Origin of the sequence: Candidatus Enterococcus testudinis (genome assembly GCF_002140915.1) — a bacterium.
In the GTDB taxonomy this organism is placed as follows: Bacteria; Bacillota; Bacilli; order Lactobacillales; family Enterococcaceae; genus Enterococcus_D; species Enterococcus_D testudinis.
In genome coordinates this window covers 166,180-183,023 of the sequence record NZ_NGKU01000001.1, presented here as the reverse complement: position 1 = coordinate 183,023, position 16,844 = coordinate 166,180, and the positions used below count along the sequence as shown (strand labels likewise).

The 16,844-nt window shown below is 44.2% G+C and carries 12 protein-coding genes and 2 other annotated features; all 12 genes read right to left on the bottom strand.

What is annotated here, in order from left to right:
• Positions 1–18: 18 nt before the first annotated feature.
• Positions 19–311: a sequence feature (16S ribosomal RNA rRNA prediction is too short), on the bottom strand.
• Positions 312–371: 60 nt separating this feature from the next.
• Positions 372–1,264 (bottom strand) — a sequence feature (16S ribosomal RNA rRNA prediction is too short).
• 656 nt (positions 1,265–1,920) lie between these two features.
• Positions 1,921–3,414: a lysine--tRNA ligase gene (lysS, locus tag A5886_RS00815; RefSeq protein WP_086273217.1), complete on the bottom strand. Its 1,494-nt coding sequence runs from the start codon at positions 3,412–3,414 to the stop codon at positions 1,921–1,923.
• A 100-nt stretch (positions 3,415–3,514) separates the two neighbouring features.
• A complete protein-coding gene (dusB, locus tag A5886_RS00810) occupies positions 3,515–4,525 on the bottom strand; it encodes a tRNA dihydrouridine synthase DusB (RefSeq protein WP_086273216.1) in 1,011 nt (336 codons plus the stop codon).
• Positions 4,526–5,407, bottom strand: coding sequence for an Hsp33 family molecular chaperone HslO (hslO, locus tag A5886_RS00805; RefSeq protein ID WP_086273215.1), 882 nt, complete (start codon positions 5,405–5,407; stop codon positions 4,526–4,528).
• 135 nt (positions 5,408–5,542) lie between these two features.
• On the bottom strand, positions 5,543–7,660 hold the full coding sequence (ftsH, locus tag A5886_RS00800) for an ATP-dependent zinc metalloprotease FtsH (RefSeq protein WP_086273214.1): 2,118 nt from the start codon (positions 7,658–7,660) through the stop codon (positions 5,543–5,545).
• Between the two features lie 73 nt (positions 7,661–7,733).
• Positions 7,734–8,279 (bottom strand): hypoxanthine phosphoribosyltransferase, encoded by a 546-nt coding sequence (gene hpt, locus A5886_RS00795; protein WP_086273213.1) that lies wholly within the window; start codon positions 8,277–8,279, stop codon positions 7,734–7,736.
• Between the two features lie 19 nt (positions 8,280–8,298).
• The gene (tilS, locus tag A5886_RS00790; RefSeq protein ID WP_086273212.1) at positions 8,299–9,696 is read right to left on the bottom strand and encodes a tRNA lysidine(34) synthetase TilS; all 1,398 of its coding nucleotides are present in this window, start codon (positions 9,694–9,696) and stop codon (positions 8,299–8,301) included.
• Between the two features lie 97 nt (positions 9,697–9,793).
• A complete protein-coding gene (locus tag A5886_RS00785; RefSeq protein ID WP_086273211.1) occupies positions 9,794–10,237 on the bottom strand; it encodes a S1 domain-containing RNA-binding protein in 444 nt (147 codons plus the stop codon).
• A gap of 75 nt (positions 10,238–10,312) precedes the next feature.
• Positions 10,313–10,750 carry an FtsB family cell division protein gene (locus A5886_RS00780; RefSeq protein ID WP_086273210.1) on the bottom strand — a complete coding sequence of 146 codons (438 nt, stop codon included), beginning with the start codon at positions 10,748–10,750 and terminating at the stop codon, positions 10,313–10,315.
• Positions 10,751–10,833: 83 nt separating this feature from the next.
• Positions 10,834–11,100 (bottom strand): RNA-binding S4 domain-containing protein, encoded by a 267-nt coding sequence (locus tag A5886_RS00775; RefSeq protein ID WP_086273209.1) that lies wholly within the window; start codon positions 11,098–11,100, stop codon positions 10,834–10,836.
• Positions 11,087–12,700 carry a polysaccharide biosynthesis protein gene (locus A5886_RS00770; protein ID WP_086273208.1) on the bottom strand — a complete coding sequence of 538 codons (1,614 nt, stop codon included), beginning with the start codon at positions 12,698–12,700 and terminating at the stop codon, positions 11,087–11,089. The genes A5886_RS00775 and A5886_RS00770 overlap by 14 nt, the downstream gene beginning before the upstream one ends.
• Positions 12,701–12,718: 18 nt before the next feature.
• On the bottom strand, positions 12,719–16,237 hold the full coding sequence (gene mfd / locus A5886_RS00765) for a transcription-repair coupling factor (protein ID WP_086273207.1): 3,519 nt from the start codon (positions 16,235–16,237) through the stop codon (positions 12,719–12,721).
• Positions 16,238–16,247: 10 nt separating this feature from the next.
• Positions 16,248–16,808: an aminoacyl-tRNA hydrolase gene (gene pth, locus A5886_RS00760; protein WP_086273206.1), complete on the bottom strand. Its 561-nt coding sequence runs from the start codon at positions 16,806–16,808 to the stop codon at positions 16,248–16,250.
• Positions 16,809–16,844: the final 36 nt, after the last annotated feature.

The following is a 16,844-nucleotide window of genomic DNA, read 5'->3' as shown; positions in this document are numbered from 1 at the left end:
CTCGTTGTACTTCCCATTGTAGCACGTGTGTAGCCCAGGTCATAAGGGGCATGATGATTTGACGTCATCCCCACCTTCCTCCGGTTTGTCACCGGCAGTCTCGCTAGAGTGCCCAACTGAATGATGGCAACTAACAATAAGGGTTGCGCTCGTTGCGGGACTTAACCCAACATCTCACGACACGAGCTGACGACAACCATGCACCACCTGTCACTTTGCCCCCGAAGGGGAAGCTCTATCTCTAGAGTGGTCAAAGGATGTCAAGACCTGGTAAGGTTCTTCGCGTTGCTTCGAATTAAACCACATGCTCCACCGCTTGTGCGGGCCCCCGTCAATTCCTTTGAGTTTCAACCTTGCGGTCGTACTCCCCAGGCGGAGTGCTTAATGCGTTTGCTGCAGCACTGAAGGGCGGAAACCCTCCAACACTTAGCACTCATCGTTTACGGCGTGGACTACCAGGGTATCTAATCCTGTTCGCTCCCCACGCTTTCGAGCCTCAGCGTCAGTTACAGACCAGAGAGCCGCCTTCGCCACTGGTGTTCCTCCATATATCTACGCATTTCACCGCTACACATGGAATTCCACTCTCCTCTTCTGCACTCAAGTCTCCCAGTTTCCAATGACCCTCCCCGGTTGAGCCGGGGGCTTTCACATCAGACTTAAGAAACCGCCTGCGCTCGCTTTACGCCCAATAAATCCGGACAACGCTTGCCACCTACGTATTACCGCGGCTGCTGGCACGTAGTTAGCCGTGGCTTTCTGGTTAGATACCGTCAAGGGATGAACGTTCTACTCTCATCCTTGTTCTTCTCTAACAACAGAGTTTTACGATCCGAAAACCTTCTTCACTCACGCGGCGTTGCTCGGTCAGACTTTCGTCCATTGCCGAAGATTCCCTACTGCTGCCTCCCGTAGGAGTCTGGGCCGTGTCTCAGTCCCAGTGTGGCCGATCACCCTCTCAGGTCGGCTATGCATCGTTGCCTTGGTGAGCCGTTACCTCACCAACTAGCTAATGCACCGCGGGTCCATCCATCAGTGACGCAAAAGCGCCTTTCAACTTTCTTCCATGCGGAAAATAGTGTTATACGGTATTAGCACCTGTTTCCAAGTGTTATCCCCTTCTGATGGGCAGGTTACCCACGTGTTACTCACCCGTTCGCCACTCTTTTTCTTTCGGTGGAGCAAGCTCCGGTGAAAGAAAAAGCGTTCGACTTGCATGTATTAGGCACGCCGCCAGCGTTCGTCCTGAGCCAGGATCAAACTCTCATAATGATTTGTTTGAACGATCCAAAGGATCGTTAAGCTCATAAATTAAAACTTTTGCTAGCTATTGCTTGCATGTATTTGCTTCATAAAATGAAGCGTCCTACACATTGGTTCGTTTGCTTGCTTTGTTCAGTTTTCAAAGGTCTACGTTGTTGTGTTAGCAACTTTTATATCATATCAGAGTGACAAGTGATTGTCAACACTTTTTATAAAAGTTTTTTCGCTTGTTGTTTTTCAACAACGTTGCGGCTGCCTTAGCAACTTAATCATCATAACAAATGATTTGTTATTTGTCAACAACTTTTTTTAATTAATTTGTTGTCATATCAACAACGATTAATCTTTTTAAATTTGCGACTTCGTTATAATATCATCTGTATTCTTGTGCGTCAAGCTTTTTTTTCAAAAAAGTTTTTTGACCATCAAGGTCATTTGGCACATGTAATAATATACCAACTAAACAGCTATCGGTCAATCATTTTCTATTTATTTTTTTGATATTTCCCAAAGCCGTTCAATCGAAATCATATGGTATCTATCGTTCGCTATTTACGCGTTTTCTTTCCAATTTTTCTTATATAAACGGCGCTCTTTTTTAATTCACAATAGAAAAAAACCGTCCCTCATTTGAAAAGGCAACGGCTTTTTGCATATTTATCGCATGGTTGGGAATAATAAGACATCCCGAATGGATTGGGCATCTGTCAACAGCATCACTAGGCGATCAATACCGATTCCTAATCCACCTGTTGGCGGCATACCATATTCTAACGCTTCTAAGAAGTCTTCGTCCACCCCATGGGCTTCATCATTTCCTGCTTCGCGTTCTTTTTCTTGTGCTTCGAACCGTTCTCTTTGATCGATTGGGTCATTCAACTCTGTAAATGCATTGGCAAACTCTCTTCCAACGATAAACAGTTCGAAACGATCTGTAAAGCGGCCATCTTCAGGATTTTTCTTCGCTAACGGAGAAACTTCTACTGGGTGGCCGAAGACAAATGTTGGTTGCTGCAATGTTTCTTCCACGAATGTCTCGAAAAATTCATTAATGATATGGCCGACAGACATTGCTTTGGTAATTTCTACATCATGGGTTTTTGCCAATTGACGTGCTTCTTCAATGGTCATCGGTTGCCAGAAATCAACACCCGTTTGATTCTTGATGGCGTCTACCATATGGATGCGGGCAAAATCGCTAGCTAAATCAACGGTTTGTCCATCATATTGAATCGTTGCTGTCTGCAATACTTTTTCAGCAGCATGACGGATGATACCTTCAGTTAAATCCATCACATCTTTAAAATCAGTATAGGCAGTATACGCTTCTAACATGGTAAACTCAGGATTATGCGTTGTATCAATTCCTTCGTTTCTGAAGACACGGCCAATTTCATAGACTTTTTCCATACCGCCGACAATCAACCGTTTCAAATGTAATTCTAACGCGATTCGCAAGTATAAATCGATATCTAATGCGTTATGATGCGTAATAAACGGACGTGCAGCTGCACCACCTGCTTGATTATGCAAGACTGGTGTTTCAACTTCAATATAGCCATGACCATCTAAGTACCGACGAATTTCACTGATGATCAAGCTCCGTTTCATAAATCGGTCAAAGCTTTCTTTGTTGCTGATCAAGTCAAGATAACGTTGACGATAGCGTTGTTCGATGTTTGTCAGTCCATGGTATTTATCTGGCAAAGGACGCAATGCTTTTGATAAGATCACGATTTCTTTGGCTTTCACTGTTACTTCTCCCGTGTCAGTTTTCATGATTTCACCTGAGACGCCAAAAAAATCACCTAAATCGGCATGTTTGAACACTTCATATGGTTCATCGCCCACTTGATCTTTGCGTACATAGATTTGGATTTGGCCTTCGCGGTCTTGTAAATGCGCAAAACCAGCTTTCCCTTTTCCACGTTTGGTTACAATCCTGCCTGCTATGCTGGCAGAAAGATTCATTTCAGCTAATTCTTCTTTGGTACGTTGATCAAACAACGCATGTAACTCGGCAGAATTATGGGTGCGGTCAAATCGCTTCCCAAAAGGATCGATACCTTCTTCCCGTAATTTGTCCATCTTTTCACGGCGAACCAGCATTTGATCATTTAATTCTTCTTGTGTTTGTCGTTCCTCTGTCACGAGTTTTCCTCCATTCTTAACTTGCGCTTCCTTCTTATAATGCCAATGAACATCTAAAAAATCAAGCCGAACTTTTGAATCAGCTTGATTTATTGCGTATTTAGGAAGGATTTGCTGCTTCTTGCACTTCTGTTTTCTCAACAAAAGCGTCTAACAAATCAAAGATCGTTTGTTTCTCTTCTGCTTGATTGATTGCTGCTTTCACTTTCGCTGCTCTCGAAATGCCTTTTAAGTAATACGCAGCATGTTGTCGAAATTCTCTAGCGGCAATTGCTTCCCCTTTTAAATCGACAAGACGATCAAGATGTAGTTTAGCGGTCGTGATTTTTTCCCTTGCAGTCGGTTCGGGCAAGAGCACACCTGTTTCTAAATAATGCTTGGTTCGATGGATCATCCAGGGATTTCCTAAGGCAGCTCGACCGATCATGACTGCATCTGCACCGACTTCTTCCAACATACGCTTGGCATCTTCTGGCGTTTTGACATCACCGTTGCCCATAAAAGGAATCGTCAATTGTTCTTTGACCTTTTTCAAGATATCCCAATCGGCTGCCCCTTCATACATTTGGACTCTGGTACGACCATGCATGCCGATAGCTGCGGCTCCAGCGGCTTCCGCTGCTAAAGCATTCTCTACCGCAAACACATGCGCATCGTCCCAGCCGATCCGCATCTTGACTGTAACAGGTTTATCAATAGCACTGGAAACAGCATGGACCATTTCATATACTTTATCAGGATCAAGCAGCCATTTAGCCCCCGCTTCTGCTTTGATGATTTTGTTTACAGGGCACCCCATATTGATATCAATAATATCCGCTGTGGTATTCTCAGCAACAAATTGAGCCGCTTCAACTAAAGAGGCTTTATTGCCGCCAAAAATCTGGATACTCAATGGATGCTCCGTTTCATCGATGAATAGCATCTCTAAGGTCTTCTTGTTCCGTAATTGAATGCCTTTGTCGCTAATCATTTCGCAGACAACCAATCCGGCCCCAAACTCTTTGACTGTCACACGAAAGGCAGCATTTGTGATGCCCGCCATCGGCGCAACAACGACGCGATTGGGAATATCAACTGCACCAATCGACCATGTATGAGAATCTTTCAATTATGCAATCGCCTCTTTCTTTAATTCAGCTAGTTCATTCTCGTCAAAATGATATTTGTTGCCGCAAAATGAACAAACGGCTTCAGCACCATGGTCTTCATCAATCATGGCTTGGATTTCTTTTGCCCCTAAGGTAATGATGGCTGTTGCAAATTTATCCTTGTTGCAATCGCAATGAAATTGGACTGGCATGGTATCTAAAATTTCTACGCCAGCATCAGGCATAAGGGTTGCCAAAATCTCTTCTGGTGTTTGACCCTCATCGATCAAGGTCGATACCCTTGGCAGTTCTTTCAAGCGCGCTTCAATGGCAGCAATGATTTCTTCACTAGCACCAGGCATGATTTGCAACATGAAGCCACCCGCAGCCCGAATCGTATCATCCGTTTCAACCAAGACACTCAAGCCAACAGCAGAAGGTACTTGCTCAGATACAGCTAAATAGTAAGTGAAATCTTCCCCTAATTCTCCTGAAACGATCGGTGTTTGCCCAGAAAATGGTTCTTTCAAGCCCAAATCTTTGATGACGGTGAAAATTCCTTGATCACCGACCGCACCGCGAACATCGATTTTGCCAGCTGCATTCAACGGCAAACTGATCTGCGGATTTTTTATGTATCCTTTTACGTCCCCATGACCATTGCTATCAACAATGATGGCTCCGGCAGGACCATTTCCTTGAATTTTCACAGTTAGCTTGTCGTCCCCTTTTAAGGTACTGCCCAATAGCAGCCCCCCCACCATACTGCGACCGAGAGCAGCAGATGCTGTGTGCCAAGTTTGGTGACGTCTTTGTGCTTCAGCAACAGTTTCCGTGGCGGACACTGCATAAGCCCGAACAAACCCGTCGTAAGCTAACGCTTTAACTAAGTAATCTTTCATGATATATCTCCTTTTTTGTTCATTAGTGAATCATACTAGGAAGTGCCTTTTTTTTCAACTGTCTGTTATCGATTTAAGAAAAGTCTCGTTTATACGAAAGAAAAAGCACCGAGTCTCCTCGATGCTTTCCATTGATTACGCTTTGTCATCCGGCTCATTTGAATCAGACGCTTGGGTGTCTTCGCTATTACGGCGGACATCCTCAAGCTGTTGATCAAAATCTTTGGCTTCATGATGATCACTTGCTTTATCTGCAGCTTGTTTTTCGGCGTCTTTTTCTTCTAACGCACGTTTCGCTTCTTCAAAAGTTTGTGCTTTTTCACTTGGGTATTCTGAATCTTCAGTGCCTTCAGGCATTTTGCCTTCTTCAAACAATGACTTGATTGCTTTGGCATCTAATGTTTCATGTTGCAAGAGTTTTTCAGCGATCAATTTGTGTTGTGCGCGATGTTCTTCAATGATTTCATGGGCTTTTTGGTGTGCATCCATTAAAATCTTGCGTACTTCTTGATCGATTTCATAGGCAACTTGCTCAGAATAAGCTTTCGTTTGACCATAGTCACGGCCGACAAATACTTGATGATTGCCTTCGTATTGTACCGGACCCAATTTGTCACTCATACCATACTCAGTTACCATGCTTCTTGCTAAACCTGTCGCTTGTTCAAAGTCATTTGATGCACCTGTAGACTGAACACCGAAAATAATTTCTTCAGCGGTACGTCCACCGAGCAATCCAACGATTTGTTCAAACATGTCTTCTTTGGTCATTAAGAATTGATCTTCTTTTGGCAAAGCAATCATGTACCCGCCCGCACGTCCCCGAGGGATGATCGTTACTTTATGCACGACCCGTGCACGACTCAAGACCAAACCAACGATCGTGTGTCCCGCTTCATGGTATGCCACCATTTCACGTTCCCGTTTATTGATGACACGGTCTTTCTTCGCAGGTCCCGCAATCACACGGTCTTCTGCTTCATCGATATCTGAGGCATCGATTTTTTTCTTATTGCGACGCGCAGCTACGAGCGCTGCTTCGTTCAAGACATTCTCTAAATCCGCACCAGCAAAACCTGGTGTTTGTTGCGCAACGACTTTCAAATCAACATCATCTGATAGTGGTTTGTTCCGTGCATGGACACGTAAAATCGCTTCACGGCCTTTGACATCGGGACGTCCAACTAAAATTTGACGGTCAAAACGACCTGGGCGCAACAACGCTGGGTCTAACACATCGGAACGGTTTGTAGCGGCAATAACGATGACACCTTCATTGCCATCGAAACCATCCATTTCAACCAACAATTGGTTCAATGTTTGTTCACGTTCATCATGGCCGCCACCCATACCGGCACCACGTTGACGTCCGACAGCATCGATTTCATCGATAAAGATGATAGCTGGCGCATTTTTCTTGGCAGTTTCAAACAAGTCGCGGACACGGCTGGCACCGACACCGACGAACATTTCAACGAAATCTGAACCAGAAATCGAATAGAATGGCACGCCTGCTTCTCCGGCTACTGCTTTTGCTAGTAATGTTTTACCTGTTCCTGGAGGTCCTTCAAGTAAGACACCTGCTGGGATCCGCGCACCTAATTCTACGAATCGACGCGGATCTTTCAAGAATTCAACGACTTCTACTAATTCTTGTTTTTCTTCTTCTGCACCGGCCACGTCAGAGAAACGAACGCGGTTGGCTTTTTTGTCGGCTTCTTTGGCTTTTGACTTACCGAAGTTCATCACACGACCGCCACCGCCGCCACCGCCGCCGCCTTGTTGGCTCATCATCATATAAAAGAAGAAGATAATGATCACGATTGGCAAGAAGCTGATCAATAGAGATAACCAAATACCGCTATTGGATTCTTCCTCGATGGTTGTTTTGACTCCTTCAGCAGAAGCAAGACTTGTGACCTCGCTCAATGTGGAATCATTTGGCAAAATGATGGTTGTGAAACGAGAGGAGCTTGATGAAGAACTGCCGCCTAGAACAGATAAACTGTTGTCATTGCTGATTGTTTGTTCTTCATTGTATTCTCCCACAATGCGGTAGACGCCATTGGCGGGTTGAACAGTAAATTGTTTGACTTTCCCATCCTTTAACTGTTCTGTAAATGTGGAATACTCGATTGTTGGTGTTTGCTGGCTGCCATTTCCGAAAATGAAATAGACGACCATGACCATCGCCAACAAGACTAGTACATAATATAAGGTATTTTTTACCATACCGTTATTTTTCTTATTCATGCGTACCTCCCTGGCTATTTTGTTTTATCAATCCTGACCATTTGATTGTATCACAATTGATTTAGAACAGTCACTAATTTGACTGATAAACACTTGGTTTTAATACGCCAACGTAAGGCAAGTTGCGATATTGTTCTGCGTAATCCAATCCATACCCAACAACAAATTCATTCGGCACATCAAATCCGATATAATCGGCTTCAATATCCACCACCCGGCCTTCAGGCTTGTCCAACAATGTCACGATTTTGACTGACTTGGCTTTGCGGTATTTGAAGAGATCTACCAAGTAAGCCAATGTACGGCCACTGTCGATAATGTCTTCAACGATCAGTAAATCTCGTCCTTCAACATTGGTGTCCAAATCTTTGACGATTTTGACTTCCCCTGAAGAAATCATGGCATTGCCGTAACTGGACACATCCATGAAATCAAGTTCCAAGTAACAATCCATTTCTCGAACGATGTCTGCCATAAATGGCACTGCACCTTTCAGCACACCAACAACTAATGGGTTCTTGTCAGCATAAGCTGTCGTTAATTCCTGACCCAATTCAACACAACGATTTTTGATTTCATCACGTGTAATCAAAACTTTTTCGATATCTTTATCTAGCATAAAGTTCTCCTTCCAACTCTTACTCCTGATATTTATAAAGAAGTATGTAGTGTATTTTATCAGTTTCCGCTGCAATACTCAAATAGGAAAATACATAAGGCAAAAGGGCTACGATCTCTTGTTTTGGTGTGGTGACGACCCAGCTTTTTTCCCGTTGTTCATTTGGCACCTTGCGATCGATAAAAAAGCGACTGACTTTTTTACGCAAGTTTGCTTGCAACTGAACACGGTCCCCCGGTTTGCGTTTTCGAACAAGCAGCTCAGAAGCATAGTCTATCGGTAATTCTTGCGAAAACTCTGACCAATTTGTGATTTTTTTGGGAATTTCGACATCGTCACTAGAAAAATACCCGATCCATTCCGTTTCGGACAGGAACACACCGGTACCTTGCGGCAATCGGATTTCTTTCGACATGGAAAAAGGACCAGCCTGCGGCGCAGCGATGATTTGTTCTAGGTACAATAAATCATAGCTGCGCCGAATCACCCAATGGCCACCGAGGTCTAGCTGCCATTGCCCTTTCTGGGAATCTAACAATCGAATGATCTGCTGCAGCTGCGTGTGTTTCAACTGCGCGTGCTCATCGGTATTGGCTTGCTGTAGCAAGCCCGCAAAAAAATAATAACGGGCAGCTTCTGACAATGGTGGCAATTCCTTTAGTGACATCCGCCATTGGCCTTCATGTTTCGCGACATAGCGTGCCACCCACTCATGCTGCAGTTCATCAATCAATTGCTTGCCGTAGATCATTTCTTCAGACAATTGCTGGAAATGCTGGACCGTTTGGGCATTTTCCCTTTTGAGTACCGGCAGTACTTGGTGCCTGATGCGATTGCGCAAATAGATATCCTGCAGATTCGTTTCATCTTCAAAGGACGGGATTTGATGGACTGCGGCAAACCGCTGAATCTCCTCTTTGGTGAGCGTTAACAACGGCCTGACAAGCACGCCGCTACCAAAGGGTTGTTGCGATCTGATCCCAAATGCATTGCTTAGACTGCCGTCACGCATCATTTTCATCAGCATTGTTTCTACTTGGTCATCGCCATGGTGGGCTGTCAACAAAATCGGATAGTCGTGCAAGTCCATTATCTGCGCAAAAAATGCATAGCGGAATGTTCGTGCGGCCGCCTCGACACCTCGGTCAGGCACGGTTTCCCAGCGACTTTCATAAAAAGAAATCCCACGGTCTGCACAATACTGTCTAAGAAAGCGTGCTTCTTCTTTCGATGCTTCTCTGAGTTGATGATCGACATGAGCAACAGCGAAGGGTTTCTCTGCTGAATCGGCAAACATGTTCTCCATGGCTGTTAAAAGAACCATCGAATCGACCCCTGTGGATACAGCAATCAAATAGCGTGCTTCTTTGCCTGCTGACGCGATCGCCAGCTGACGTCTGACTGTTTCAATCACCATCACTTGCTCTCCCTTCTAACATACTGCAAGAAAGAAAGCTGAAACAAAACAATCTAATGGTTTTGTCCCAGCTTTCGACTAACTTGCTATTCACCTTTTAGTTGCGTCGACCGCCACGGCCGCCGCGTTTTCCTTCAGTGTTGCGGCGTAGTGAAGAAAGACGATCATCACTATCTTTAAGAAAAGAACTCATCAATGAATCGAAGTCTTGTTTATTTGTACTTGCAGGTTGATTGCGTGAAAAAGATTTCTTCGGATTTGGCCGATTGAATTCTTTTTTCGGGTACTCGCGTTTTTCCTCAGGTTTGTCTTCAGCTTTACGGATCGACAAACCAATTTTCCCATCATTGCCAATGGCTGTCACTAAAACGGTGACTTCGTCGCCAACTGTTAATACATCATGAATATCTTTTACAAAGCCATTTGATACTTCGCTGATATGTACCAAACCAGTTTTCCCCTCACCCAAATCAATGAACGCACCAAAATTTGTAATACCAGACACTTTGCCCTTTAGTTTCGCTCCAACTTCGATTGACATATAAAAAATGTTCCTCCTAATTTTAACCCATTTGAAATTCATTCAAACTACTCGTTGCGAGTAGGTATAACCGATCTAATCTTGTGATGCTGTCGTTGACTCGGTGCTATCCCCAGTTGAATCCGCGGTTGTTTCTGTTTCATTGCTATCTGGCAAGACAGGATAGATCTTCTCGTCGTCTTTGGAATAAAACAGTCGGCTGCGGGCTAATTTAGCCACGTATTCATCATCCTTCAACAAGGCTACATCTCGTGCCAAAGCTGCCGTTTCTTTTTCAGCAGCTTCTTGTTTTGCGACTGTTTCTGCCTTATATTCATTCAATTTTTGCAATCGCAATTGATCATTGAATAGTTGAATACCCGCAATGGCAAAGAGCACCAACGCCGCAATGAAAAAAACGGCGAGTCGACGCCGGCGAAAAATAACTTGTCGCCGTTCTTTTTCAAACTGTGCAAATTTCTCTTTCGCATAATCGGTCTGCAACAGTTCTATTTTGTTTTTATCTTTTGACAATTGAACTCGCTCCCGTCGCTACGCTTGTTTTTTACATTATACCAACATACCCATGGCTTGTCTAACTGAAAATGCCGTAAAAATCAAGCATTTTCTGAGATTCTTTCTTCTGAAATGATCTCATACATTTTGGCAGCGTCATCTTTTTTGGTTGACTCATGCAATTCTCTGACTTTGATCTCCAACACTTTATTGCCAAATTGGATCCGCACGGCATCGCCAACTCGGACATCGGTACTCGATTTTGCCAACTTACCATTGATTTGGATACGTCCTTTGTCCGCTACTTCTTTGGCTACGGAACGACGTTTGATGATTCTTGAAATTTTAAGAAACTTATCTAATCTCATGTTTTCCACCTTTTCTCAATATTTTTTTACCAAATGGCACCAATAGCCATTCTCTAATCGTTAACAATTTGATTCTAATGGCTGTCAGGATAAATGTCCCTCCACCGATGACTACACCGCCAATACAGAAGAAAAAAGCATGTACACGGTGTGCCACAGGACCGTTACTCAAGATAGTGGTAAAGGCATAATATGCAAATAAGACACTGGCCATTGCGGCTAAACAAACACATAACTTCTTGCCATAATTCCCTTCAAACCAAAAGCGGTTCAAATCACTGGCCTGTCCTTGCTGTTCTGACCAGACAAAACATACCAGCGTTGTCCCTAATCCCAGCAAGGTGCTGAGACTTGCTCCTACTGTGCCAAAATAAATCGTTAGCGGCCACATGGACACAGCTTTAACCACAAATCCTGCAGCTGCAGCAATCAACCCAAAACGATAGGTATTGCGACTTTGTTGAATACTTTGATACGCCTGAATTGCTGCCATCAACGCAACAGATAACACAAAGAAGACCAATGTCGTATTGCCTGACCCATCCTTAAATAAAGCAAAATTGATATAGGGCAGCAAAATGGCCAACCCGACAGCTGAAGCCGAAGCGATACCGATCGTTAAGCGCAAATACATTTTTGCTGATTTCTCAAAAAGCCCTTGATTTTTGACAGTCAAATATTTCGTCAATGTTGGCAAAAATGTTGAACTCAGTGCCATAGCAATCACCAACCCCAACTGAACCAGCGGTTGACCACGGTCATAGATTCCCTTCGCAATCCGTGCGCTTTGCGCGGGCATTCCTCCTGCATCCAGTGCATTCGTCAACAAAAAAGAATCAATCAGCTGAAATAAAATCAAGAACCCACTGTAGACCGTCAGCAAACCGCCTTCCAACAAGAAGCGTTGTCGCAGTTGACCATCGCTTTGCCTCGTGTCTTTGCTTCTTTTCAGTGAAACCGTTTTGCCGTTGATTTGCCGACTATAATAGCTTAAAATCCGCCAAGCTGCAAGCCCACCGATCAATGCACCGGCCATGGCCATGGTACCCGTTTGATAAATCGTCCAGCCAAAACGCTGAAAACACAGAGCCGCAAGCAATATCACACCTACCCGCAGCAATTGCTCTACGACTTGGGAAACAGCCGTCGGTACCATTTGCAGATTGCCTTGAAAGATTCCCCGATAAAACGTCAACGGCGGTACAAACAAGAAAGTAAAGGAAACCACCCGGATCAGACTAGCCAATTGCGGATCGCCCATCACTTGTGCGATTGGTCCGGCAAAGACAAAGGTACCAAGCCATAACCCCAACGCGGTCCACATCACATAAGGAATCATCGTTTGCAATTTTTCTCTACGTTTCAGAGGATCGTTTTCTTCAGCGACGATTCGAGAAATAAATTGCGGCAGACCCGATAAGGCCAAGGTCATGGCCAATCCATAGATTGGATAGACTTGCTGATAGACATAGAACCCTTCATCCCCCACCAAATTTTGAAAAGGAACCCGGTAGATGGCACTTAAAATTTTTGCAATAAAGGAAGCAATCGTGAGAATAAATGCCCCTTCCATCGTGCGTTTCAGTTGTGATTTCGGCATCTCAACGGTTCCTTTCCTTTAGTTTGCGGATTGATACTTTTGTTCTCGCAAAGCTTTGACAAAATCTTGCACTTCTAATAACCACGCACTTTCTTTCAATGTTGGAGAAAGTTGCAGTTTGATCGTCATTTGTTCACGCTCCACACCCATCGTGGCTTTTAGCTTTGTGGCTTTCAACGCTTCAAATAATTGTTCTACAGAATATTGTTTGGTCCCAACTTTGCTTAAGGTAAAGTGAATCGATTGTTGTTGCTTGCGGATGCTATCCAGCAATGCGCGATCACCATTCATCTTAATCTCACCGACAGTCAGCAAGTGAACAACTTCTGTCGGATATTCACCAAAACGATCCAAGAGATCATCTTGTAATTCATCCACTGCTTCTTGGGTATCCAATTCGCGAATCCGTTTATAGATTTCAATTTTTTGCCGCTCATCTTCAATGTAGGTGCTCGGTAAGTAGGCATCGATGCCAAGATCGATCTCAACAGTTGTCTTTTCGGTTTGGGCATTCTTGCCTTGCTTGCGGGAAACAGCTTCTGACAGCATTTGTGAATACATATCAAAACCAACGGCATCAATGAAGCCATGTTGCTGTGCGCCAAGCAAATTACCCGCACCACGAATTGATAAATCACGCATTGCGATTTTGAATCCTGAACCCAGTTCAGTAAAATCTTTGATGGCTTGCAGCCGCTTCTCGCTGACTTCATTCAAGACTTTTTGCTGTTCATACATAAAGTACGCATAGGCGACACGATTGCTTCGCCCAACACGCCCTCTTAATTGGTACAAGGTGGAAAGGCCCATGTAATCGGCATTTTCAACAAACAATGTATTGGCATTCGGAATGTCCACGCCTGTTTCAATGATCGTGGTCGTGACCAAGACATCAAATTGTCCTTCAATAAAATCAAACAACGTATTTTCCAGTTGGATCTCTGTCATTTGGCCATGGGCATAGGCGATTCTGGCTTCCGGCACCAAAGCTTGAAGTTCTTCGACTTTTCTCTCGATCGTATCAACACGATTATACAGATAAAAGACTTGCCCTCCTCGAGCAATTTCCCGTTGGATTGCTTCACGAACAGCGCCTGGATTCATTTCCATCACATAGGTTTGGATCGGATAGCGGTTTTCTGGAGGTGTCTCGATTACCGATAAATCTCGTACACCCAACATAGACATGTGCAAGGTCCGAGGAATCGGTGTAGCTGTCAAAGTCAAAACATCGACTTGAGAACGCAATTGTTTCAGACGCTCTTTATGTTTGACACCAAAGCGTTGTTCTTCATCGATCACCAATAGTCCTAAATCAGCGAATACGACGTCTTTAGACAACAATCGATGCGTGCCAACTAAAATATCCACTTGTCCTTTTTTCACCTGTTCAATCGTTTCATTTTGCTGCTTCTTCGTCCGAAAACGGCTCAAAACCCCTACATTGACTGGGAAGCCTTCAAAGCGATCCACCATGGTTTCATAATGTTGTTGGGCCAAAATCGTTGTTGGCACAAGGAAGGCTACCTGCTTGCTTTCTTTGATGGCTTTGAAGGCAGCACGTAACGCAACCTCTGTTTTCCCGAACCCAACATCACCGACCAACAAGCGGTCCATCGGTTTTTCTTTCTCCATATCTCGCTTGATTTCTGCGGTACTTCGCAACTGATCATCGGTTTCTGAATAGGGAAAGGCATCTTCGAATTCTCTTTGATAGGCGTCATCCGGTTGGAAAGCAAAGCCTTTCTCTGATTCTCGCTTGGCATACAGCAAAATCAAATCATCGGCAATATCTTCAATTTTTGCGGTCACTTTGCGTTTGGTTTTGGCCCACTCACTGCCGCCGAGTTTATTGATTTTGGGTGTTTTCGATTCTGATGCCACGTATTTTTGGATCAGATTCAGCTGAGTGACGGGAATGAAGAGCTTGTCTTCATTTTGGTAAAGGATCGTCATATAGTCTTGGTGGACGCCATCGACTTCTAACGTTTCCATGCCTATATATTTCCCAATCCCGTGGTTCGCATGAACGACATAGTCACCAGTTTTTAGTTCATTATAACTCTTTAAGCGTTCCGCGTTGGTGACATTTTGGCGACGGGTCCGCTTTTTGTTCATTTTTTGGAAAATCTCTTTTTCGGTCACAACGACCAATTTGTCTTGGGGCATCTCGAAACCGCTTTGTAAGGTTTCGATGACGATCTGTGTTCGCCCAGTAAACAATCGATCTTGCGCAGTCTGAACCGCATAAATATCATGATCCCGCAGATCTTGCTCTAACTTTTTGGCCCGTTCTTGATCACTGACTAGAAAAATCACCGTTTGCTGTTGTTTCTCCCAACGGTCGACTTCCACTTTCAACAAGCCCATTTGGCTGAAAAATTGCTGCATTGGTCGATATTGGAATTGATGAATCGCTTGGAAACGAGTATTTCCCATCCCTTTTTGGAACAAAGAGAAGAAACTCGTTACAAAGGTTTCTTTTTGGATCAATTGATGCACATCGATACCAAAATGTTGCTCTGAAAAGACCCGCAATTCAGCGAGTTTTTGGGTATGCCATTCCGCTTCTTCCCGTTCGATTTCACGATTGGTTTCCATGATCCGGGCATAGTCATCAATCATCAGTAGCGCATCGTTGGCAAAGTAATCCAAAATACTTGTTTCTTTATTATACAAAAGATCCGCGTAATAGCGCGCGTTTTCACCAGGAATGCCCGCTTGCCATTCAGCAGCCAACTGACCAAAGTAATCTTGGAGGAAACTGCGATCAACTGCTTCTTTTGTGACAGCCAATCTTTTAGTCAACAGTTCTTGAATGCGGGTTTGACCGGTAGCCAGATCTTCTGCTGAAAATACCAATTCTGATGTCGGTAAAATCGTCACCTGATCAAGAGTTTCCACAGAACGCTGTGTTTCCACGTTGAAAGAACGCATCGAGTCGATTTCTACATCGAATAACTCGATCCGTATTGGGTAGGCTGCGCTTATTGGATAAATATCTAAGATACTGCCGCGGATGCTGAACTCTCCGGGTTTACCGATCATGGATTGCCGTTCATATCCCATCAGCACCAATTGCTGCGGCAAAGCTTCTAGTTCGATCTCATCACCGACTTGCCACTGGAATTGATTGGCCTGCCAAGTAACCTTGGTAGGTAAATATTTCCTCAATGCGGCTACTGGCAATACATAAATACCCGCTTTGCCTTGGGCGACCGCGTTTAAGGCCGTCACTCTTTCTTCACGGGCTTCTGGCGAAGAAAACGCCATTTCAGCAGACAAGACTTCATCTACAGGAAACACGTAGACGTCTTCAACCACATTGCGCAAATCTTCTGCTACTTGATTGGTATAGTATAAATTCGGTGTCACCACGATGACTTGTTTCTGAAACGACTGATAGGCTCCGGCGATTGCTACTGTTTTGGCAGACCCTGCCAAGCCAGTCAGCAATTGGCGCGGTGCGCCATTTTTCAGCTCGGTATGCCAAGCCGCCACAGTCGGTAGTTTATTGATTAATTCGATAACGTCCATTTTGGCCTCCTTAATTAAATCGATTCATTGTGGCAATAAAGTCGCCATTGGTCAAGTAATCGATACTAGCTTCAACTGCTTTGTCGATACTGCCAAGAACAATTGGCAAGTCCTCTTTGCCAAAAGGGCTAAGCACATGATCAACCACTGTCCGTCCAGGCAATGGGCGATCGATACCAACTTTGATTCGATCAAACACCGTCGTATTCAAATGGGCAATGATACTCTTGATGCCATTGTGTCCGCCAGCACTGCCTTTTTGACGTAAGCGGATTTTGCCCAATGCCAAGTCGAGGTCATCATAAACGACGACCAATTCCTCAGGGTAGACACCAAAATAGGTCATCAACGGCCCGACTGCCCGTCCTGATTCGTTCATAAATGTTTGGGGTTTGACCAATAAAATCTTTTCGCCATTCAAAAAAAAGGATGCTACCTCTGCCTCAAATGCAGAACCTTTAAAAGAGGCTTGATGCATCTGTGCTATAGCATCCACTACCATAAAACCAATATTATGTTTTGTTTGTTCATATTTTCTGCCGGGATTTCCCAGACCAACGATCATTTTCATATGTGCGTACACTCCATTGCTTAGATTCATATGTAA